Below are 20,528 nucleotides of genomic sequence, written 5' to 3' on the forward strand. Positions count from 1 at the left end.
TAATTGAATTATACTAAAGCCAGACGACGAATACGAATGTCACCCTTTCGTAAGCTTCCGTAACCATCCTCTGGTTTCTTTCCACAGCTCATATAATATGAAAAACCAGTCAACTACCCAACAAAAAATCATTGGCCGGAATAATGATTATGGTCCCGCCTCTGAACTGCCCGGCATGACTGGAATAAGAATTCACATTCCATTAAAAAACAAAATAGTCGCAGCAATAGCTATCCCATATTGTACTATAATGCGAAAGAGAAATAAATAAAGTTTTTGAATCAGTTGACGGAGCTTTTTTGACTATGATATTATATTTAAGTATTGTTTTGTTCAGGTTAGTGACTTATAAAGTCCGGCTGACCCAGTCGGCCTGAAGAGCGACCCATTCCATATGGAGTTTGGTTATTTTCAGAATAGGAGGTGGAATCATGTCTCGTAAATGTTCTGTAACAGGCAAAAAGCCTGGCAGCGGTAACCACGTATCTCACGCTAACAACCGTAATCGCCGTACTTGGGGCGTCAACGTACAAAAAGTTCGCATTCTCGTTAACGGTAAACCGAAACGCGTTTATGTCAGCACTCGTGCATTGAAAGCCGGTAAAGTGACTCGCGTGTAGTCGTAAAAAAATATCGTTATAAACAAAAGGCACCTCGTTTTAAACGGGTGCTTTTTTGATTATTCCAATAATATCCCACTGATTCAAGAGGACAAAATGTCAGGCACCTTCCCGCGCGTTTCTGTCGTTTACTGCCGAGCTATCAATCTGCTGTGCTCGGGAAGCGTGCCTCCTGTGTACCTTTGGCCTTCATCCTACATCCTGTGTTAACGTTACTTTGATTTCAGTTCTTCTGGAATGTATTCAAAATGGCTTTGACGAATCCACCCAGAAATTTTGGCAGCTTGATTGTGTAAAACTTCATGCCTCACCCTCCCCATCATCCTCCTGCATCCGTTCTCTGTAGTTTATGCAACCTGTCAAGGGTTGTTGCCCCACAAAAAAAAGGCTACATGAGAATCCCGCTCATGTAACCATATTTATGCACAACCATCCCAGGCTATACCATCAGACAAGTCCGTGAACATAGAGATATGCTGAGAGTATAAAAATAAACAAGATATAATAAAGCACACTACACACCACAAAACCGATGCGCAAACCACGCCGTTCATTTTTACGAAAATAAAACAGGACAATAAGAACAGCCAAAAGTGAAAGAATGGCATTCCAAGGTGTCTTCACTAGCGAGAAACAACTGAGGGTCAAACCGGTCATCATACTCGCTAAGGTCATCCACAGTGCTTCAGTTAGCTTCACTTGGACAAATGAGCGACACTATCCCGAATAGCAGTAATAGCCGCTGCACGGTCCGCTCTGCCGTATACTGCACTACCTGCCACTAATACGTCAGCACCTGCTTCAAATACGGCTGGTGCCGTCTCTTCCGCAATACCTCCGTCCACCTCGATATGTACGTCTGGACGACCCAATTCGTTCAACCAAGCACGGATTTGTCTGATTTTATTCAACGTCTCTGGAATGAAGGACTGGCCTCCAAAACCAGGGTTAACCGTCATTACAAGAATCATATCCACATTGGGCAGCACTTCTTTGATCGCGTATGGTGATGTCCCCGGATTGAGAGCCACTCCCGCCAGAGTGCCTTGCTGCTTGATCAAGTGAATGACACCATGCAAATGAACACAGGCCTCCGCATGAACCGTGATGATATTGGCTCCTGCCTTTACGAAATCACCGATATAACGTTCAGGCTGCTCAATCATCAGATGAACGTCCAGTGGGAGAGTTGTATGCGGCCGAATAGCCTGAACGATAGGGGGGCCCAGTGTAATATTGGATACAAAATGACCATCCATAACATCAACATGAATCCAGTCTGCCCCCGCTGCTTGGACTTCCGCGACTTCACTGCCCAAACGAGCAAAATCAGCGGATAAAATCGACGGTGCTATTTTTAACATATGCTCAATACCTCCGCTTTTTTTCTTTTAATTCCTGATAAAATTGCAGATAGCTATCATATCGTCCTTGTGAAATATGTCCCTCTTCCAAGGCCTCTCTTACTTTACAGCCAGGTTCGTGAATATGCGTACAACCTCGAAATTTGCATCCTTCTGCATATTGTTGGAATTCTCGAAAACAAGGCGATAACTCATCCACACCCAGCTCCAAAAAATCCAGTTGGCTAAACCCTGGTGTATCTGCTACAAACCCACCGTTGTCTAATGGAATCAGCTCCACATGACGAGTCGTATGTCTTCCTCGTCCCAGCTTATTGCTGATGGCGCTCGTCTCAAGCGTTAACCCGGGCTCCAAAGCATTTAGCATGGAGGACTTTCCTACACCTGACTGACCGGAAAACACGCTGATTTGGCCGGCCAACAGCTTCTTGAGCTCAGCCGTCCCCTCTCCGGTACGGGCGCTGGTTACCAGCACCTCGTAACCGATCTTCCGGTACATTTCCTGAACCTTCAGCACCGTATCATCCTCTGAAGGGCTGCCTTCATACAAATCGCGCTTGGTCAGACAGATAATCGTATCCAGCCCGGCGTGCTCAATATGGACTAAAAATTTGTCCAGTAAAGGCAGGTTTAAATCCGGCTCACGCAGGGAAAACAGCAACACAGCCAGCGTGGTATTAGCCACAGGAGGGCGAATTAGCTCCGTCGTACGCTTTCTAATCTCCTTGACCATACCTTCCCCGTTTTCAGTCAGTTCGTAAACGACCCGATCACCGACAAGGGGCGTAATCTCTTTTTTCTTGAAAAGGCCACGTGCTCTGCATTGTACCGTAGCTTCGCCGGATACCGGACGCCCATCCTGATCCAGGCTGGAGACATAATAATATCCGCTAAGCGCCTTGACGATCAGACCTTCAGGCATGTGTAAGATGTCCTCCTTCATAATGTTCAAGTTTCATTGTGTGGAACAGGTTAAGCTTCTTTCTCTAGTAAGTTTACTGATGCTGCACAGCCTCGATCACTTTGTCCTTCTTTTTGTAGGAACCGTGACCAGGGTTGTTCTTTTTGCTAACCGCTAACTCACTGCGCGTAACTCCTGCGGAATCGGTTCCTGGGGCAAAAGCAGAAGGGTCACCATCACCTTCTGTTCCCTCCTGGTTGTTAGAGTCGCCTCCACCATTACCGTTATCATTAGAAGATTCCCCGCTGTTTCCTTCCTCACCGTTTCCATTTCCATTCTGCGAGGAAGTACCACCAGATGAATCAGTCGGTGATGTTCCTGCAGGTGGAGCAATTTGAGGCATCGTCACCGTTCCATTTTTTGCATCAATATAAGAAACAGGATACGTGTCAACAAAAGCACCATCTCTAAATACGGAGACGACACTGTCTTTGTTAGGGGCCATCAGCAGGTTGATCGTAAACGTCTGTGTCGTATTAATCGTACGGCTGCCCCACTCCTGATTTTCTCCACGTGCATCTGTATAAGTGATACGAATTTTACTGTTCTTGCCCTCTTCCTTCGGCGCCACAGGTACATTAAACGGTAATGTAATTGCTTCTGGCGGATAACCCGTACTTACATAAAACGTAATTTCCGTATTTGGAGGCAAATCACTGCCCGCCTCAGACGGCCATTGTTTGGTTACTTTTCCTTTATCCTGCTCATAGCTAAATTCCTCTTTAATTGAGCCTACCTTCAGCCCCGCCTTTTTGACCTCATTTTCCGCCTGGTTCTGCGTCATTCCTACTAGATTCGGCATTTTAACAGTGGCAGCGCCTTTGCTGACTGTGAGCACTACCTGAACCGAATCCTTATCAAATGGCTCATTTGCAGCGGGTGTCTGACTAAGGACGGTTCCTTCAGCCTGATCACTGAACTGCTCATTTTGCTGAATCTGCGTTTCCTTAATTTGCTGGGCGGTCAGTAGCTTGACAGCATTCTCGTAACTTTGCCCTTTGACATCTGGCATCGGGGTGAGCGGCTTGGCAATTCCGACTTTCAGACTAATCTCCGTTCCTTCCTTGACTAAAGAGCCTTCAGGGTAGCTTTGATAAAAAACAACTCCTGGTGCAATCCCCTCTTTATATTCATGCTGGATTGGATCGTCAATGACTAGTCCTGCTTTACTTAGAGTGACCTTCGCTTGGTCTTCTGTTTGTGTCAGTACACTTGGTACTTTCACATCAGCCACGACAAGCACACTTTGCACATAGTACACCACGCCGCCCATGCACAAAAGTAGCACCAACACTAGTGTTACCCAGAAGATCGTTTTTTTTCTATTTTTCTTGGACGATTGCTTGCTCGGAAGCTGTTCAGACTCACGAGGTTGGACAGGCACATCGTCACCACTGGAAGACACACCTAGTTGTTGAGGCTTAATAGCTGGGATAACCCGTGTTTGGTCCTCATCATCCAAATGTGTAAACTCCAGCTTAGATTCATTGCGCCGCCCCGGTAGCAGACAGGTTTCCAAATCTCTTAGCATTTCGTCTGCCGATTGATAACGTTCCTCCGGATTTTTGCGCATCGATTTTAAAATGACATTTTCTACACTTTGTGGAATCAACGGGTTAATTTTACGCGGTTCCTCAAATTCCTCTTGCAAATGCTTGAGTGCCACACTAATTGGGCTTTCTCCCAGAAAAGGAAGCTGTGCCGTTAGCATTTGATATAAGACAATACCTAAAGAATATAAGTCCGATTTTTCACCGGTAATGACACCCTTTGCATGCTCAGGTGAAAAATAATGAACAGAACCCACAACAGAACCTGTCTGGGTAATTGTCGTTGACGTAACAGCTCGAGCAATCCCAAAATCGGTTACCTTAACCCGTCCATTACGTCCAATTAAGATATTATGAGGCTTAATGTCTCGGTGAATAATCTGATTTTGGTGGGCATGTTCCAGCGCATCACAAATCTGGGAAGCAATCCGCACTGCTTCATCCACTTGTAATGGCGCACGTTCTTTAATAATCTCATTCAAATTTTTGCCTTCAACGCATTCCATTACAATATAATGGATTTCATCCTCTTGGCCGACATCATAAATACTGACCACGTTCGAATGAGAAAGTGAGGCTGCTGACTGTGCCTCGCGCCGAAACCGGCGAATAAATTCCTCATCATGAACAAATTGCTGACGCAACACTTTAACCGCGACATTGCGATTCAGCAAAATGTCTTGAGCCTTATAAACCAGCGCCATACCGCCGCCACCGATGCGCTCAATAATTTCGTATCTTCCCCCAAGCAGGTGCCCGATCATGCTTCACACCCCTTTTCACTCAATGAAACCGTGTTGTCGGGCAATTCAAACAAAGCTACAGTAATGTTATCGTCTCCACCGGCAAGCAACGCCAGGTGTAGCAGACGATCCGCACGTTCCTCCAAAGGATTTTCTGCGGCACCTACTACCTTACTGATCTGTTCTTCTGTTACCAAATTGCTTAATCCGTCACTGCATAGTAATAGCACATCGCCTTTTTCCAGCGTAATGGTGTCAATGTCCACCTTCACCTCGGAATCAGTTCCCAATGCCCGTGTCAGCACATTGCGACGGGGATGGTTCTCCCGCTCTTCCTTACTGATCTGACCGTTTTTGAACAACTCATTAACCAAAGTATGGTCTTCTGTAAGCTGACGTACCGTGCCTTTGGATATGACATAGGCGCGACTGTCACCGATATGTCCGATAATTCCAGATGCATCGTTGAGCAAAACGGCAACAACCGTCGTTCCCATATTATGATACTGGTCATCGCGCGCAGCCGTTTGGAAGATGACTTCATTGGCATGCAAAATAGCGTCGCTGAGCGCCGCCGTCAAAGAATGTGCGGATAACCCGCTCTCCAGCGTCGCCAAATCAGCGGCAAGTGTCTCTACCGCAAGGCGGCTGGCCGTATCACCGGCCAGATGCCCCCCCATACCATCGGCAACAATTCCAAGAATATAGCCTTGCTCCAAGTGCCTGATCCAGGCAGAATCCTCATTTACCGAACGCACACGTCCGACATGGCTGACATGAACTGTTTTGATCAAATGGTTTCACCCCAACTCCATATGCTTTGCACGCAACTGACCGCAAGCAGCGGCAATATCGTGACCCTGTTCACGCCGGATCGTCACATTGACGCCTTTTTCGGCAAGAATACGTTGAAAATTAAAAATATCACTGCGCGATGTGCGCACATACTTGCGCTCAGGCACATGGTTGACTGGAATCAAATTGACGTGACACAGCATGTCCTTCAACACATCCGCAAGCTCTTCAGCATGTTCTGCCTGGTCGTTTACCCCACCAATCAAGGCATATTCGAACGAAATTCTCCGCCCCGTCTTAGCAAGATAATAACGAAGAGAATCCATAACATCCTTAAAAGGATAACGCCGATTTACAGGCATTAGCTTCGAACGCAGCGCATCATTAGGCGCATGAATGGATATTGCCAGATTAATTTGTGTATCCTCGTCAGCAAATTTATAAATATTGGGCACAATGCCGCTGGTTGAGACCGTAATATGACGTTGACCAATATTTAAGCCCTTTTCATGGATCATTGTACGTAAAAACGTCATTGTCGCTTCATAGTTCTCAAAAGGCTCACCCGAGCCCATAATCACGATACTGCTCACTCGTTCATTCGTTTTATCCAGAATTTTCTGAGCCTGCACCACCTGTGCAGTAATTTCGCCAGCCGTCAGGTTTCTTTTGAGACCCCCAAGCGTCGAGGCACAAAAAGTACAGCCAATCCGGCAACCCACTTGAGTCGTTACACAAATACTGTTTCCGTAATTGTGTCTCATGATAACCGTCTCAATAGCATGGTCATCATGTAAACCAAACAAAAATTTAACAGTACCATCTTTCGATTCCAACTTTGTAATTTCGTGAAGCGTCACAAAACTGAATTGCTCCTCCAGCTTTTCTCTCAGCGCCTTGGACAAATTCGTCATCTCGCTGAAATTATTGACCCGCTTTACATACAGCCAGTCAAAAATTTGTCCTCCCCGAAAGGCAGGCTCACCATTATTTTTGGCCCAGTCCTGAAGCTCTTCCAGTGTTAAATCGTATATAAAAGGTTTCATCAATATTTGCACCCGTTCCTTCTTCATTAAGTTCTGTTTAATCGTAGACAGTGTTTTTCATTCTTCCTATTTTAGCACAAATCCCTGAGGGGGTAAAAATTTTTCATCTTCATGCAAAAAACCGCCGGAAGTGTCCGGCGGATTGTGGAAATACTGGTGGGCAGCTACCTGGAATTCTCTTCCGATCTACTTTACCCGGCGCAGACGCGCGATATAAAATCCGTCACTGTGAAAATGCTGCGGTAACAGCTGTACTGAGCCTTTCTGTATACCATCCATTTCGTGATTCACGTCTGGAAAAGAATGATCCTTTGCCAACTCATACTCTGGATGTTCGCTTAAAAACCGAGCCAATTGTCCTTCATTTTCATCAGGCTCAATCGTGCAAGTGCTGTATACCAGAATACCACCCAGCTTCAACAGTCCGGCCACACTATCCAGCAACTCGTGCTGCAGTTGAGTAATATCGCGAACATCCTCCGCAGTTTTGCTCCAACGCAGATCAGGTTTACGGCGAATTACCCCAAAACCGGAGCATGGTGCATCCAGCAAAATACGGTCAAAAGAAGCCGGAGCATATCGTTCCTTTAAGTCCAACGCATCACCGGTAACCGTCTCAACAGCATCCAGACCAAGCCGACTCGCTTGCTCACGGATTAATTGATGCTTATGGGCATGCAGATCATTCGCAACGATCCGGCCGCGATCCTTCATCAGCTCAGCCATATGAGCTGTTTTGCCGCCTGGAGCTGCGCAGCAATCCAGCACTGTCATGCCAGGCTCAGGAGCGACCGCTTCGGCAACAAGCATGGAGCTTTCATCCTGTACAGACAACAATCCGTCCGTATACCACGAGGTAAGCGCCATATTTCCGCCGCTACGAACAACAATCCCATAGGGGCTAACGGGCGAAGGAACGGCATCAATCCCTTTTGCAACCATCTCGTCCAGCAGCTGATCACGACTGGTCATCGTCGTATTCACTCGTACACTGACCGCAGGGGGCTCGTTATTAGCCTTGCAGATAGCCTCAGCTGTATCGGCACCGTATTGCTTGATCCAGCGCTTAACTAGCCACTGTGGATGGGAATGTTCTAGAGAAATCCGTTCCTCTGCTGACAAATCGTCAGGAATGCGCAGCTTGTCCGGCTCACGCAGCATGCTGCGAAGTACGCCATTGACCATACCGGAAATCCCCTGATGCCCGCGCCGTTTGGCAATGGTCACTGCTTCACTAACAACTGCATGATCCGGAACTCGATCCAGATACACCAGCTGATACACGCTCATCCGCAGCAATGAACGTACCCAAGGCTGAAGCTTGGCCGTTCCTTTTTGAACAAATTTATTCAAAAAATAATCCAGTGTATTTCGGCGTGCCACTGTACCGTATACAAGTTCCGTCGTCAAACCAACGTCACTTGCAGATAAACCTGCCTGCTGAAGCCGGCGATTGAGCTCAAGATTGCTATACGCGCCCTCTTGCTCCACACCGGTCAGCACATCAAGTGCAACTTCCCGCGCCGTCTGTTTGCGAGTCTTGCCTGATCTGGTCCCCACTCCCTTGCGTTGGTCTCCCTGACGGGAGTGTCCCCCGCTCATCCGAGCACCGTGCCGGACTTCATCTGTCCACCGCGCGCAAAGGTTCCGGCTTCCATAACCTTCTTGCCTGCCGGTTGAACCTGGGTCAGCCAGAGGGTGCCTTCACCTGTCTGCACCTCAATGCCACGAGCGGTTAATTGAAGAACCGTGCCGGGTGCTGGAGCATTTGAGCCACTCACTTCATTATTTATGGAAGGCTGCTCCGCAGCCCATATTTTAAAAACATTGTTCTCCCAAAGTGTAAACGCGCCAGAAAAAGGAACCAGACCGCGAATCCGGTTGTATATTTGCTGCGCATTATCACTCCATGTAATGCGCTCATCATCACGGTTCAGGTTAGGGGCATAGGTCGCCTCGTCCTCATTTTGCGGCGTACGGTCTGATTGCCCTGCCAGCAACTTGGGCAGCTCGTCCTGCAAAAGTCTCGCTCCGGCTACGCTTAGCTTCTCAAAAATTGTGCCAGACGTATCCTCCGGCTCTATAGCCACCTCAACCCGCGATATCATATCACCGGTGTCCAGCCCTTCCGCCATATACATTAGCGTTACACCCGTCACTGTTTCACCGTTAATAATCGCACGCTGGATCGGTGCACCTCCCCGATATCGGGGAAGTAACGAACCATGCACATTCAGACAGCCGAAACGAGGCAAGTCTAATACGGACTTAGGCAAAATTTGACCGTAAGCTGCGGTGACGATCAGGTCGGGACGCAACTCTGCCACCTGAGCCACTGCTTCCGGCTGCCGCAGGCGGGTCGGTTGCAGCACAGGTAATCCGCGCTTTTCAGCCGCTTCCTTGACTGGTGTAGGCGTCAATATTTTTTTCCGTCCCTGTGGTTTATCTGGCTGAGTAATTACGCCGACCACGTTATATCCGTTGTCCAGCAACATATTCAGCGATGGGACTGCAAATTCAGGTGTACCCATAAAGATAATACGAATGTCTTGACTCATCGAACCTCACTCCCCTGCCTGACGGTTCGGTCCTGGCTGTTCCAGAGCAACCTCATATACTTTTTCTGCAATATCCGTGAACAATACTCCATTTAGATGATCAATTTCGTGCTGAAAAGCACGAGAAAGCAATCCTGTCGCTGTAACGGTAATAGCCTTGCCCTCGCGATCCAGTCCCTTGACTGTAACCTTCTCGGCACGACGTACATCTCCGTTCAACCCTGGAATACTCAGGCAGCCTTCAGGTCCCAATTGTTCTCCTTCTTCGGCCACAATTTCTGGATTGATCATTTTAATCAAGCCATGCTCGTCTCCAGCATCTACAACGATGAGTCGCTTCAAAATACCTACTTGTGGAGCAGCAAGACCTACTCCTTCTGCTTCATACATCGTATCAGCCATATCGTCCAGCAGCTTTTGCACATTAGGCGTAATTTTTGTAACTTCCTTTGCTACTTTATGCAATACGTCATCCGGCTCCAACACTATAATTCTAATTGACATGACAACAGAACACCTTCCTCTTTTTCCTTCATTTAGGCTTTACTGTATTCATCACAAAAGCGACTGCTACATTATCCTATGTACGGACGGCTTGTCCGCATTAATTGTACTAATAACTTTAGTGTTAACACTCTACATAAGCATTTGCGGATCAACATCCAAACTAATCAGCAACTTTTGTGCCTGTGCAGATTCGGCCATTTCATCAGCCACTTGCTGAGCCAAACCAATCGCGTCGATATTTCCACGCCATTTTATCATACATTGAAATCGGTATCTATTCTTGATTCTCGAAATGGGTGAAGCTACTGGCCCCAAGATGTCCAGCACATCCGATGTAAGCCGGTCCATATTCCCGAACCAGCCCCGTTGTCTGGCTCGTCCTTGTAGTGTCGCTGAATAATTTTCAGCCAGTCGGACCAGCACCGGGAGCTGTTCATGAGAAAAGGTCACCAAGATTAGTCGGCAATATGGCGGGTAGTGCAGATTGCGACGATGTTTCAACTCTTCTCTCACAAAAGATGCATAATCATGACGACTTGCGTGAATCACCGAATAATGCTCTGGAGTGTAGGATTGTACGAATACTTCCCCCGGCAATTGATGCCTTCCAGCACGCCCGGCTACTTGTGTTAACAGCTGAAATGTCTTTTCCGCAGCCCGAAAATCCGGTAAATTAAGAGCGGAATCCGCAGTAATGACACCTACCAGCGTTACATCGGGAAAGTCCAGCCCTTTGGCTACCATTTGAGTACCCAGCAGTACGTCTGCTTTTTTATCACGAAATTGCTTGAGCAGCTTTTCATGAGCGTTTTTTTCAGTTGTGGTATCGACATCCATTCGGACAACACGTATGCCGGGGAATAGCTTAGCCAACTCTTCTTCCACTCGCTGCGTACCTGTACCGAAGTAACGAATATGCTCACTACCGCACTCCGGGCAAGTCTGAGGTACAGGCTCGGAATAGCCGCAATAATGACAACGTAAATTGTTCGACCGCTGATGATAGGTAAGCGAAATATCACAATCCGGACATCCTGCCACATAGCCGCAGCTCCGGCACATGACGAACGTGGAGTGACCACGCCGGTTCAACAGCAATACCGTCTGCTCCTTACGCTCTAATCGCTCTGCGATTCCATTATGCAACGCACGGCTGAACATGGAGCGGTTGCCGGCCCGTAGCTCCTCACGCATGTCCATGATATGGACTTCGGGTAACGTGTTCCCTAATGCGCGGGTCGGCATTTCAAGCAGCAACGGCGCGAATTCGTCGTTGCTTTGGGAGCGGGCAGCATAATAGCTTTCCAATGATGGTGTAGCTGAACCGAGAATAACGACAGCCCCGTGCTGGTGTGCTCTGCGAATGGCTACATCACGCGCATGGTATTTGGGCGTCTCTTCCTGCTTATAGGATGTTTCGTGCTCCTCATCCATAATAATGAGCCCTAGCTCACGAAAAGGGGCAAATACCGCCGAGCGAGCGCCGATTGCGACTTTCACACGGCCTTCGCGTATTTTGCGCCACTCATCGTACCTTTCTCCCCCCGACAACCTACTGTGCATCACTGCGACCAGGTCGCCAAAACGACCTTTGAAACGTTCGACCATTTGTGGGGTTAATGATATTTCAGGTACGAGCACAATGGCCTGGCGATTCTGCTCGATACAGCGCTGAATAGTCTGCAGATAGATTTCCGTCTTACCGCTCCCTGTAACTCCATGCAGCAAATAAGCTCCTTGCTCACGCATGTCCAGCTGACGAACAATCCGTTCATACACCGACTGCTGCTCTGCCGTAAGCGGAAGAGGATCTGTAGGCTTGAAGTGTCTGCCCCGATAGGGATCGCGAAAGACTTCAACGTCTTCCTGTAACACATAGCCCTTATCTTCCAGTGCCTTAACCGTCGCAGCCGATACACCTAGCGAGGTCATTACTTCCTTCAGCGGCAGAGGCAGAAACTCGCTACGTTCCAGCAAAAAAGCAAGTACCTCCCGCTGACGCTGTGCCTTGGCAGAAAATTGCTCCAGTGCCATGGATGCCTCATCTATGCTGATAGCCAAATCAACAGCTTTCATCGTCTTTTTGCCAAGCTTGTCTTTTATAACCTGACTTTCCTGAAGCACTCCGCGGCGCAACAGCGATTTAATAACCTCCGCCTCCTCGGGGAAGCGTCTACTGAGTTGCTGCAACGGGACTTGCTCCTTATTCTGAATGAAGCTGACAATCTGACGCTCCGCCGGGTCACTCATACCGTCGTCAGTCAGAAGGGCCCATTCGATCTCATCCTCCTGATTAGACAGCATAGACCGCTGTGGATTCGTAGACTCATGCTGTTCGGCAATTGAGATATAACGTTCCGCCTTGCCCTTAAGCGCGGTAGGAATCATCACTTGCAGTGCCATAATCTGATTACAAGCATAACGTTCGCTCATCCATTTGCCCAATTCAACCAAATCTGGAGATAAGGGCGGTACCAGATCTAGCAACTCCTGAATCGCCCTCATCCTGTATTTTGGCGGCTCCTCAGCTGGAACTACCGAGATAACAAAAGCCTGCACCGTCCGTTTGCCAAAAGGCACAGCTACCCGACTACCTGGCTCAATCCAAGGTTTCATTGAATCCGGTATCAGGTAATCGAAGGTACGATCTGTATCTTTGGCAGGTACATCGACAATAACCTTGGCAACTAAATTGCCTGTTTCCATTAATGCAACACCCCACCCATGCGTCCCGCGGCTAGAGTAAGCAATTTACGCGCAACTTCTTCCTTTGACTGTACAGGGATCTGCTCTACCATCCCGCTTCGGTCATATATTTGAACAGCATTTGTATCAACACCAAAACCTGCACCATCCACAGTTACATCGTTTGCCGCAAGCAAATCACAATTTTTACGTTCTAATTTATCTATTGCATACGTCTCCAAATTCCCCGTTTCTGCTGCAAAGCCAATTAAAAATTGATGTTTCTTGCTGCGTCCGAGTGATTCCAAAATATCGACGTTCTTCACTAACTCTAATGTAAATACACTATCTTTTTTCTTGATCTTAGTCTGTGCCACCTCACGTGGTCGATAATCTGCCACAGCAGCAGCCATAACGACCATGTCACTCGTTTCCCATTGTTTTAGCACAGCCTGGTACATATCTTCAGCTGACTGGACTCTTTCAAGCGAAATACCTGAAGGCGGCTCCGCGCTGGTATTGGCAGCAATCAAATGTACCTCCGCCCCCATCTCCTGAGCCACTTTCGCAATAGCAAAGCCCATTTTACCAGATGAATCATTCGTAATATAACGGACAGGATCAATTCGCTCAATCGTGCCTCCAGCCGTGACAATGACTTTTTTTCCTGAAAGCGCTAGTTCATTCTTATTTACAAGTGGCTCAGTTACTTGATTCTCTGTAGATTCTTCTCCAAACCACCGTGATTCAGATTTGATTGCGGCTTCAGGTTCCAGAGCCTGCTGATCAAAAAAGCGCTCAATCGTTTGCACAATAGTTTCTGGCTCTTCCAAACGTCCTTTGCCAACGTAACCGCAAGCCAGTAATCCTTCCCCAGGTTCAATCATCTTCACACCACGTGATACCAGTGTCTCCATATTTTGCATGACTGCCGGATGAGTGTACATATGTACGTTCATCGCAGGGGCCACCATAATAGGTGCTGTCGTAGCCAGTAACGTTGTCGATAACATATCATCAGCAAGACCATGCGCCATTTTTCCGATGATATTCGCTGTTGCAGGAGCAACTAGCACCAAATCAGCCGCATCTGCCAGATGAATATGAGATACGATGGACGGCTCTCTTTCATCAAATGTATCACTGTACACCGGATTGCGAGAGAGTGACTGCAGTGTAAGTTCGGTAATAAACTCCTTGGCAGAAGCCGTCATAATCACATGAACATCGGCTCCCTTTTGCGTCAACTTACTGCAGAGCGCAGCCCCTTTATAAGCAGCAATTCCACCGGTTATACCAAGAATAATAACTTTCCCCTTCAACATCGTTAACTCCCCCTGACCGAAAAAAATAACAACCTTGCGGTTGTCAAAGGAATTGGCATTGCGCCTGGTTATAATGATTGTCTATAATTCTTATTCTTCTTCGCCGCTTTCAAGCAAAAGATGATCTGCATAGATCTCTTCCAGAGCTACTCCAACCTGTTTGTGAGATTTAGGACTCTTCAAGCTCGTCTTCTCGCCCTCACGCAACTGTCTAGCACGGCGTGATGCCGCTACAACCAGCGAATATTTACTATCTACCTTTTTCATCATTTCATCAATGGAAGGATACAGCACGAATAGACACCTCTTCATGTAGTTTTAAGCTGTATAAGCTGAACTCCAGTGTACACCTTCAAGCTCAGCTTATACAGTATTATTTCTCTTTTGGTACGCTTGGCATATGTAAAGCCCTCGATTAAGGTCGAACCTTACAATGTTCGGCGATAATAATGGATTCTATTCGTTTACAAGCGAAATCAATCTCATCATTGACAACCGCATAATCATAGTGACGTAACAGGTTCATCTCGTCCACAGCTACCGACATACGGTGATCAATGGTTGCTTGAGTTTCTGTGCCACGTCCCCGAATTCTATCCTTCAATTCATCCAGTGAAGGCGGAAGCAAGAAAATGAATATGCCTTCCGGGAATTTTTCTTTAACCTTTAGCGCGCCCTGAACTTCAATTTCCAGAAAGATATCTTTACCCTGCGCAAGCGTCTGGTCTACAAAATCACGTGGAGTGCCATAGTAGTTACCTACATACTCTGCGTACTCCAGCAATTCATCTCGTTCAATCATGCCTAAAAATTCTTCACGCGTTTTAAAAAAATAGGTCACTCCATCCTGCTCGCCCGAACGAGGTGTTCGAGTTGTAGCAGAAACGGAATACGTTATCTCAGGTAGCTTTTCGCGCAATGCATTGCCTACCGTCCCTTTACCGACCCCCGAAGGTCCGGATATTACAAATAATAATCCCTTAGCCATAGTACACTCCATTTTTATTCGTCATTGTCATCATCTTTAGTGGATAGGCGATGAGCGACCGTCTCCGGCTGCACCGCAGACAGGATTACATGATCACTGTCTGTAATAATAACAGCCCGTGTCCGGCGGCCATAGGTAGCATCAATTAACATATGACGGTCCCTGGCTTCCTGTATAATCCGCTTGATCGGAGCAGACTCCGGACTGACGATGGAGATTATTCGGTTGGCCGACACGATATTGCCAAAGCCAATATTGATCAATTTGATTGCCATATTCAGGTCTTTCCCCCTATACATGTGACTATTGCAGCCGTGCCGCTACCAGGTAGCTACTCAATATTTGCAGCCTGCTCACGAATTTTTTCGAGCTCTGCTTTCATCTCAACGACCAAATTAACTAATGTGAGATGATTAGCCTTAGAGCCGATCGTGTTGACTTCCCTGTTCATTTCCTGGATTAAAAAATCTAATTTGCGACCGGCCGGCTCGTCCGACAGCAGCAACCTTTTGCACTGTCCAAAATGACTTTGAAGCCGGGTAAGCTCCTCATCAATATTGCTGCGATCCGCGAATAACGCAATCTCCATTCCGAACTTATGTTCATCAAGCGTAAATGAACCGTCCTGAAGCTCTTTAAGCCTGTGCTTCAGCCTGTTACGGTAGTCGCTCACAACATGAGGAGCCAACACCGTCATTTCATGATGAAAGGATTCCAGACGTAAGATACGGGATTCCACATCTTGTGCCAAATGCCCGCCTTCTCGCCTTCTCATCTCCAGCAATCCTTGCAAAGCTTCGTTCAAAGCTCGCTGTAAATGCTCTGCCCAGTCCTCTTCGTCTCCATTGCAAGCCTCTCCAGGCTCACCCAGAACATCAGGCAAAGCAAGGATATCACTTATACCTAACGTTCCTTTCACGCCATAACGATCCGCCAGCTGCTCCGCTGCACGCAGGTAAGCCTGCACGACAGTGTCATTCAACCGTGCGGCGGGTATCTGTTCTTCATCACGTTCCCTGTGGATGAAAACATCGATACGACCGCGTTTAATCTGCTGTTGAACCGTTCTTCTCAAGCCATCTTCATAACGAGTCCATTCACGTGGAATTCTCATCATCACTTCGCAATAGCGGTGATTGACCGATTTCAATTCCAAGCGCACTTTATACCCCTCATGATGAAGGATGGCTTGACCGTATCCGGTCATACTCAATGACATCGGCATCACATCCATTATACTATTGTAATTGATTATTATAGTCGAAACAAGGGGGCCTGTACTCGGCCTGATTTTTGCCACACATATGAAGTCAGCTCAGCTGTCATTTCATAGAACATGAAAGGAGTCATGAAATAGATCCCATTAAAATGTTCCATGGCCGTATCAAGCAGCTCCTTGGCAATAGACACGCCCATAGCTCGTCCTTCCGGGCCTTCCAGCCCCGACATGCGTGCACGCACCTCATCGGATAGCTGAATGCCTGGGACTTCATTGTGCAAGTATTCTGCATTGCGGCCACTAGCCAGCGGCATAATACCGATAAAAATCGGTATCTCCAAATGCCGTGTCTGTTCTGCGATGGCTGTAATCAGCTCGGGATCGTAAACAGGCTGGGTCATAATATAATCGGCCCCGGAGGCAATTTTCTTTTCCAACCGCTGTACGGCTTTCCCCAAATGCTTAACATTTGGATTAAAAGCAGCTCCCACCACAAAATTAGCTTTCTGCTTGAGTGGCTTACCAGAAAATGCGACACCATCATTTAGTTGCTTGATCATGCGTATGATTTCAAACGATGTCATATCATACACCGAACTGGCGCCTGGTAAATCACCGAATCGCGCTGGATCTCCAGTAACCGCCAGTACATGGTCAATACCCAGTGCGTCAAAACCCATCATGTGGGATTGCGTACCAATCAGATTACGGTCACGACATGCGATATGAATTAATGGACGCAAGCCTGTTTCAATACTAACCAGATGCCCAAGCGCCATATTGCTCATACGAGTGACTGCGAGCGAATTGTCAGCAAGTGTAAGTGCATCGGCTCCGGCTTTCTTCAAGGCATGCGCACCTTGCATAAACCGGGTAATGTCGAGATCTCGCGGAGGGTCCAGCTCTACAATAACCGTATGCCGTTCCTTAACCAGATCCACAATGTTGGGTTCGCTGGTATGTCTGCCATTTCCTCGTCCCCCTTCATCTGCTGTCTGCTCCACCACATGAATGACTTCCGTCGAAAAGGTTTCTTTTGGAGCCAACGGGGGCGGTTTCAAATTGTTTAAAGCTTTGGAAATAGCAGCAATATGGTCTGGTGTCGTTCCGCAGCAACCACCAATCAGTCTCGTACCGAGATCTACAAAGGACGTAGCACATTCTCCGAAATATTCAGGTGATGCACCGTATACATAGTGACCGTCCACATAATCTGCCAATCCCGCATTCGGATATACAGACAGTGGTACAGACAAGGGACCGTCCAGTTGCTCCATTACACTCATAATTCCCTGTGGACCGGAGTGACAGTTAAACCCGAGGATGTCAGCTCCTTCACTACGCAGTGTTGAAAAGGCTTGTGCCATTAAAAACCCATCTTGGGTACGACCAACTTGGTCAACCGCAAATTGACAAATTACCGGAATGTCACTGTATTTACGTACACTGTGAAGCGCAATGCGCATTTCGTCCAGTGAATAAAACGTTTCGCATAAAATGCCGTCAACCCCTTCGGACAGAAGAGCATCAATCTGCTGTTCGTAGTTTCTTGACAGCTCTAGCTTGGATATGCTGAGACGTTTGCCTCCGCATATGGAACCGACCGCACCTACTACATAATGTTCGGGTCCAGCCGCAGCCCTGGCAATCCTCACACCAGCACGATTGATTTCTTCTACCTTAGATTCCAATCCAAAGCGGGCTAATTTATAATCATTTGCAGAGAATGTATTGGTCTCCAGCAATCGTGCTCCTGCATTTAAATACTGACCATGCACGTCTGATATGACGCCAGGCGAAGTAATGTTCAGTTCTTCGTAAGACGTATTTACTGGAAATCCTAGCTGGGACAAAAAAGTCCCCATAGCGCCGTCTCCGACAATAATTTCACCATTCAGCACAGTACGCAAATCCGGTTTCATGTCCTCTGCTCCACCCCGCTCTTTATTTTCATACTAATGTAACATAAAGAGACTACAAACATAAGCCAAAAACAAAAAAAGCCGCCTCACGTCCCGACAATATGATATCAGGAGTGAAGCAACTTGATTGATCATTTTCTATCCCACTACATTTTCATTGCATTTTCCCATCAGAAGAATGGAGAGAAAACTCGTAAAAAGTCCCTTTTTTATTTACTTTAGCCACAATAGAATCCGTCCCCTTTTGCTGCTTGGAGAACGTATATTGATTTCCTTGAACTTTCACTTTATAGCCGGACACATTGATATTAAACAACAGCCGAACCTTAGGCTTGACCAGCTTCAATGCTTCGGCGGCAGTATATTTTGGACTTGCAAAAGATTTTTTGAAATCTGCGTCATCATTCCAGTCCATCCCTGATGTGGATACAGCCAGCACTTTACCGGTTACCGCACCAATTTTGACTTCATTCGCCTCGCTTGCATCCTCGAACGACCAATAAGAAAGCCCCTTTTTCTCATCCTTGTACCGTGAGACATGCTGCACTGTGATTCGCTGTCCACTCACTCGCTTAAACGTGTTCATTGCACGGTTCAGTAACACAGGATCCACCTGCTTCAGTGCATAGTCCGCATTGACGGTAATAGCATTACCTTGATCCACATCAACATACAATGAGGAAGCTTTTTCTCCTGCCCCCCAGAATACCCAGTAATTTGAAGGCTTGTTGGACTGATAAGGAGATTTGACTCGCCAGAATGCTTCAAATTGTAAGGGGCGCTTGCTGTCAAACGCTTTGGCGCTGTTTAATACTTTTGCCTTGAGTGGCGCGTTCATCGCCTTTCCCAAACTACTTATTTTATATCGTATGGTTGTAGAATCTACTCTGTTTTTCTCTTTATTATATTCTGTCTGTAACGTAGCTGTTCCATCTTCCAATTCACCCTCGACAATCCAGGTTTTCCCCATATCCGTTACATCGTCAAATTGAAATGCAGTTTTTGAACCGATAAGTTCTTGCACTGCTTTTTCTAAACGGCTTACGACTGTCGGAGTTAGCGAACCAACCTGCTTGTCCGTCGTTTCTGTGGCAGCAGGAATAGTCGCCGCTTGAACCGGAAGCGCGGTGGCTATAAGAATGAGGATTGCAATTGCTGATACACAACGAAATTTCCGCACTATGAACGGCCTCCTTATCGTTTTCTCATTTTCTATATTATACATCGTTCAGGCGTCAAAAAAAGACAGAATATCGCTTGGTTCACCATTTCCCCAGTAAACAGCGGCATAAAAGGACAAAAAAAGAAGACCTACTCAGGTCTTCTTCCCCTTCACTTCTATATATTCTTAGGTCATTTAGGGGCTATTCTTATCATTCACATCAATTCAGAATAGACGACCTTCGAATACAATCTCAGCCGGACCTGTCATATAAATGTGATTATCATCCTCGCTCCATTCAATATCCAGATCGCCGCCCTTTAGGCTTACCATGGCGCGGCGGTCGCTGTATCCATTTAGTACAGAAGCAACAAGCGTAGCACAGGCTCCAGTTCCACAGGCTAGCGTAGGTCCTGCTCCCCTCTCCCATACCCTCATATCTATATGCTTCCGACTCCGTACCGTGGCGAACTCAACATTTGTTTTTTTAGGGAACAATGGATGACACTCCAGCTTTGGCCCCCAGGCCTCCAGATCAAAACTAGGCGCATCCTCAACATAAATGACACAGTGCGGATTTCCCATAGAAACAGCCGTAAAGCGAAAACCACTTCCTCCAGCTTCAATGGGCTCATCTATTACGTTAGTCAAATCGAGTGTAGTTGGAATTTTCAATCCTTCCAGAATCGGCTCTCCCATATCTACCTTTACCATTCGTACAGTTCCGTTTTCCACAGTCAGTTCAACCTGCTGCACACCTGCACCCAGCGTCTCAATCGTGATCTGTTCACGGTTGATATGCTTACGGTCATACACATATTTGGCAGCACAACGAATAGCGTTACCGCATTGCTCGGCCTCCGAGCCGTCCGAGTTAATGATGCGCATGCGAAAATCTGCTTTTTCAGACGGCAATATATATACCAATCCATCGGCGCCAATACCAAAATGTCGATCACATAGCCGAACAGCTAATTCCGAGGCGTCAGACGGCAATTCCTGATGCCCGTACCAAACGATAAAATCATTACCCAGACCATTCATTTTAGTGAATTCCATAGCTTCCCCCCGCCGTTGCTGCTG

At 47.1% G+C, this 20,528-nt stretch carries 19 protein-coding genes; 1 reads left to right on the plus strand and 18 read right to left on the minus strand.

All coding sequences use genetic code 11. The annotated features are described in order from the left end of the window. Positions 1–431: 431 nt before the first annotated feature. Entirely contained in the window at positions 432–620 is a 189-nt protein-coding gene (gene rpmB, locus EGM68_RS15920; RefSeq protein ID WP_013310881.1) for a 50S ribosomal protein L28, read from the plus strand. A 223-nt stretch (positions 621–843) separates the two neighbouring features. On the opposite strand, the gene spoVM is transcribed toward rpmB, so the two are convergent. The 18 genes from spoVM to dapF all read right to left on the minus strand — a co-directional run bounded on the left by spoVM (position 844) and on the right by dapF (position 20,504). Further along, a complete protein-coding gene (spoVM, locus tag EGM68_RS15925; protein ID WP_010345573.1) occupies positions 844–924 on the minus strand; it encodes a stage V sporulation protein SpoVM in 81 nt (26 codons plus the stop codon). Positions 925–1,315: 391 nt separating this feature from the next. Further along, positions 1,316–1,984 (minus strand): ribulose-phosphate 3-epimerase, encoded by a 669-nt coding sequence (gene rpe / locus EGM68_RS15935; protein ID WP_064962887.1) that lies wholly within the window; start codon positions 1,982–1,984, stop codon positions 1,316–1,318. 4 nt (positions 1,985–1,988) lie between these two features. Further along, positions 1,989–2,906 carry a ribosome small subunit-dependent GTPase A gene (gene rsgA, locus EGM68_RS15940; protein WP_025674955.1) on the minus strand — a complete coding sequence of 306 codons (918 nt, stop codon included), beginning with the start codon at positions 2,904–2,906 and terminating at the stop codon, positions 1,989–1,991. Between the two features lie 73 nt (positions 2,907–2,979). After that, positions 2,980–5,259 carry a Stk1 family PASTA domain-containing Ser/Thr kinase gene (pknB, locus tag EGM68_RS15945; protein ID WP_064962886.1) on the minus strand — a complete coding sequence of 760 codons (2,280 nt, stop codon included), beginning with the start codon at positions 5,257–5,259 and terminating at the stop codon, positions 2,980–2,982. Continuing rightward, positions 5,256–6,032, minus strand: coding sequence for a Stp1/IreP family PP2C-type Ser/Thr phosphatase (locus tag EGM68_RS15950; RefSeq protein ID WP_016822348.1), 777 nt, complete (start codon positions 6,030–6,032; stop codon positions 5,256–5,258). The genes pknB and EGM68_RS15950 overlap by 4 nt, the downstream gene beginning before the upstream one ends. Positions 6,033–6,038: 6 nt before the next feature. Continuing rightward, positions 6,039–7,079, minus strand: a complete 1,041-nt coding sequence (gene rlmN, locus EGM68_RS15955) for a dual-specificity RNA methyltransferase RlmN (RefSeq protein WP_025675760.1) — start codon at positions 7,077–7,079, stop codon at positions 6,039–6,041. 186 nt (positions 7,080–7,265) lie between these two features. Beyond that, positions 7,266–8,681 carry a 16S rRNA (cytosine(967)-C(5))-methyltransferase RsmB gene (gene rsmB / locus EGM68_RS15960; protein ID WP_129549562.1) on the minus strand — a complete coding sequence of 472 codons (1,416 nt, stop codon included), beginning with the start codon at positions 8,679–8,681 and terminating at the stop codon, positions 7,266–7,268. Continuing rightward, a complete protein-coding gene (fmt, locus tag EGM68_RS15965; protein WP_129549563.1) occupies positions 8,678–9,637 on the minus strand; it encodes a methionyl-tRNA formyltransferase in 960 nt (319 codons plus the stop codon). The genes rsmB and fmt overlap by 4 nt, the downstream gene beginning before the upstream one ends. 6 nt (positions 9,638–9,643) lie before the next feature. Continuing rightward, positions 9,644–10,141 (minus strand): peptide deformylase, encoded by a 498-nt coding sequence (def, locus tag EGM68_RS15970; protein ID WP_058710374.1) that lies wholly within the window; start codon positions 10,139–10,141, stop codon positions 9,644–9,646. Positions 10,142–10,273: 132 nt separating this feature from the next. Then, positions 10,274–12,850 (minus strand): primosomal protein N', encoded by a 2,577-nt coding sequence (priA, locus tag EGM68_RS15975; RefSeq protein WP_129549564.1) that lies wholly within the window; start codon positions 12,848–12,850, stop codon positions 10,274–10,276. Continuing rightward, entirely contained in the window at positions 12,850–14,154 is a 1,305-nt protein-coding gene (coaBC, locus tag EGM68_RS15980) for a bifunctional phosphopantothenoylcysteine decarboxylase/phosphopantothenate--cysteine ligase CoaBC (protein WP_090738807.1), read from the minus strand. Before coaBC ends, priA begins: the two co-directional genes overlap by 1 nt. Before the next feature lie 90 nt (positions 14,155–14,244). Beyond that, positions 14,245–14,448, minus strand: coding sequence for a DNA-directed RNA polymerase subunit omega (gene rpoZ / locus EGM68_RS15985; RefSeq protein WP_013371850.1), 204 nt, complete (start codon positions 14,446–14,448; stop codon positions 14,245–14,247). Positions 14,449–14,569: 121 nt separating this feature from the next. Then, entirely contained in the window at positions 14,570–15,142 is a 573-nt protein-coding gene (gmk, locus tag EGM68_RS15990; protein WP_013371851.1) for a guanylate kinase, read from the minus strand. A gap of 14 nt (positions 15,143–15,156) precedes the next feature. Beyond that, the gene (remA, locus tag EGM68_RS15995; RefSeq protein ID WP_005548256.1) at positions 15,157–15,417 is read right to left on the minus strand and encodes an extracellular matrix/biofilm regulator RemA; all 261 of its coding nucleotides are present in this window, start codon (positions 15,415–15,417) and stop codon (positions 15,157–15,159) included. 56 nt (positions 15,418–15,473) lie between these two features. Continuing rightward, complete coding sequence (locus EGM68_RS16000; RefSeq protein WP_129549565.1) at positions 15,474–16,361, minus strand: YicC/YloC family endoribonuclease; 888 nt, start codon at positions 16,359–16,361, stop codon at positions 15,474–15,476. Between the two features lie 35 nt (positions 16,362–16,396). Beyond that, complete coding sequence (locus tag EGM68_RS16005) at positions 16,397–18,283, minus strand: bifunctional homocysteine S-methyltransferase/methylenetetrahydrofolate reductase (protein WP_129549566.1); 1,887 nt, start codon at positions 18,281–18,283, stop codon at positions 16,397–16,399. Between the two features lie 154 nt (positions 18,284–18,437). Beyond that, the gene (locus EGM68_RS16010; RefSeq protein ID WP_129549567.1) at positions 18,438–19,463 is read right to left on the minus strand and encodes a hypothetical protein; all 1,026 of its coding nucleotides are present in this window, start codon (positions 19,461–19,463) and stop codon (positions 18,438–18,440) included. A 207-nt stretch (positions 19,464–19,670) separates the two neighbouring features. Continuing rightward, a complete protein-coding gene (gene dapF / locus EGM68_RS16015; protein ID WP_016822359.1) occupies positions 19,671–20,504 on the minus strand; it encodes a diaminopimelate epimerase in 834 nt (277 codons plus the stop codon). Positions 20,505–20,528: the final 24 nt, after the last annotated feature.

This window comes from Paenibacillus sp. M-152, from assembly GCF_003856555.1.
GTDB lineage: Bacteria > Bacillota > Bacilli > Paenibacillales > Paenibacillaceae > Paenibacillus > Paenibacillus polymyxa_C.

Bases quoted from the DNA above. Each gene is read 5' to 3' on its own strand.
- rpmB (WP_013310881.1), top strand. From the start codon at position 432: ATGTCTCGTAAATGTTCTGTAACAGGCAAAAAGCCTGGCAGCGGTAAC.
- spoVM (WP_010345573.1), bottom strand. From the start codon at position 924: ATGAAGTTTTACACAATCAAGCTGCCAAAATTTCTGGGTGGATTCGTC.
- rpe (WP_064962887.1), bottom strand. From the start codon at position 1,984: ATGTTAAAAATAGCACCGTCGATTTTATCCGCTGATTTTGCTCGTTTG.
- rsgA (WP_025674955.1), bottom strand. From the start codon at position 2,906: ATGCCTGAAGGTCTGATCGTCAAGGCGCTTAGCGGATATTATTATGTC.
- pknB (WP_064962886.1), bottom strand. From the start codon at position 5,259: ATGATCGGGCACCTGCTTGGGGGAAGATACGAAATTATTGAGCGCATC.
- rlmN (WP_025675760.1), bottom strand. From the start codon at position 7,079: ATGAAACCTTTTATATACGATTTAACACTGGAAGAGCTTCAGGACTGG.
- rsmB (WP_129549562.1), bottom strand. From the start codon at position 8,681: ATGAGCGGGGGACACTCCCGTCAGGGAGACCAACGCAAGGGAGTGGGG.
- fmt (WP_129549563.1), bottom strand. From the start codon at position 9,637: ATGAGTCAAGACATTCGTATTATCTTTATGGGTACACCTGAATTTGCA.
- def (WP_058710374.1), bottom strand. From the start codon at position 10,141: ATGTCAATTAGAATTATAGTGTTGGAGCCGGATGACGTATTGCATAAA.
- priA (WP_129549564.1), bottom strand. From the start codon at position 12,850: ATGGAAACAGGCAATTTAGTTGCCAAGGTTATTGTCGATGTACCTGCC.
- coaBC (WP_090738807.1), bottom strand. From the start codon at position 14,154: ATGTTGAAGGGGAAAGTTATTATTCTTGGTATAACCGGTGGAATTGCT.
- gmk (WP_013371851.1), bottom strand. From the start codon at position 15,142: ATGGCTAAGGGATTATTATTTGTAATATCCGGACCTTCGGGGGTCGGT.
- remA (WP_005548256.1), bottom strand. From the start codon at position 15,417: ATGGCAATCAAATTGATCAATATTGGCTTTGGCAATATCGTGTCGGCC.
- EGM68_RS16000 (WP_129549565.1), bottom strand. From the start codon at position 16,361: ATGTCATTGAGTATGACCGGATACGGTCAAGCCATCCTTCATCATGAG.
- EGM68_RS16005 (WP_129549566.1), bottom strand. From the start codon at position 18,283: ATGAAACCGGATTTGCGTACTGTGCTGAATGGTGAAATTATTGTCGGA.
- dapF (WP_016822359.1), bottom strand. From the start codon at position 20,504: ATGGAATTCACTAAAATGAATGGTCTGGGTAATGATTTTATCGTTTGG.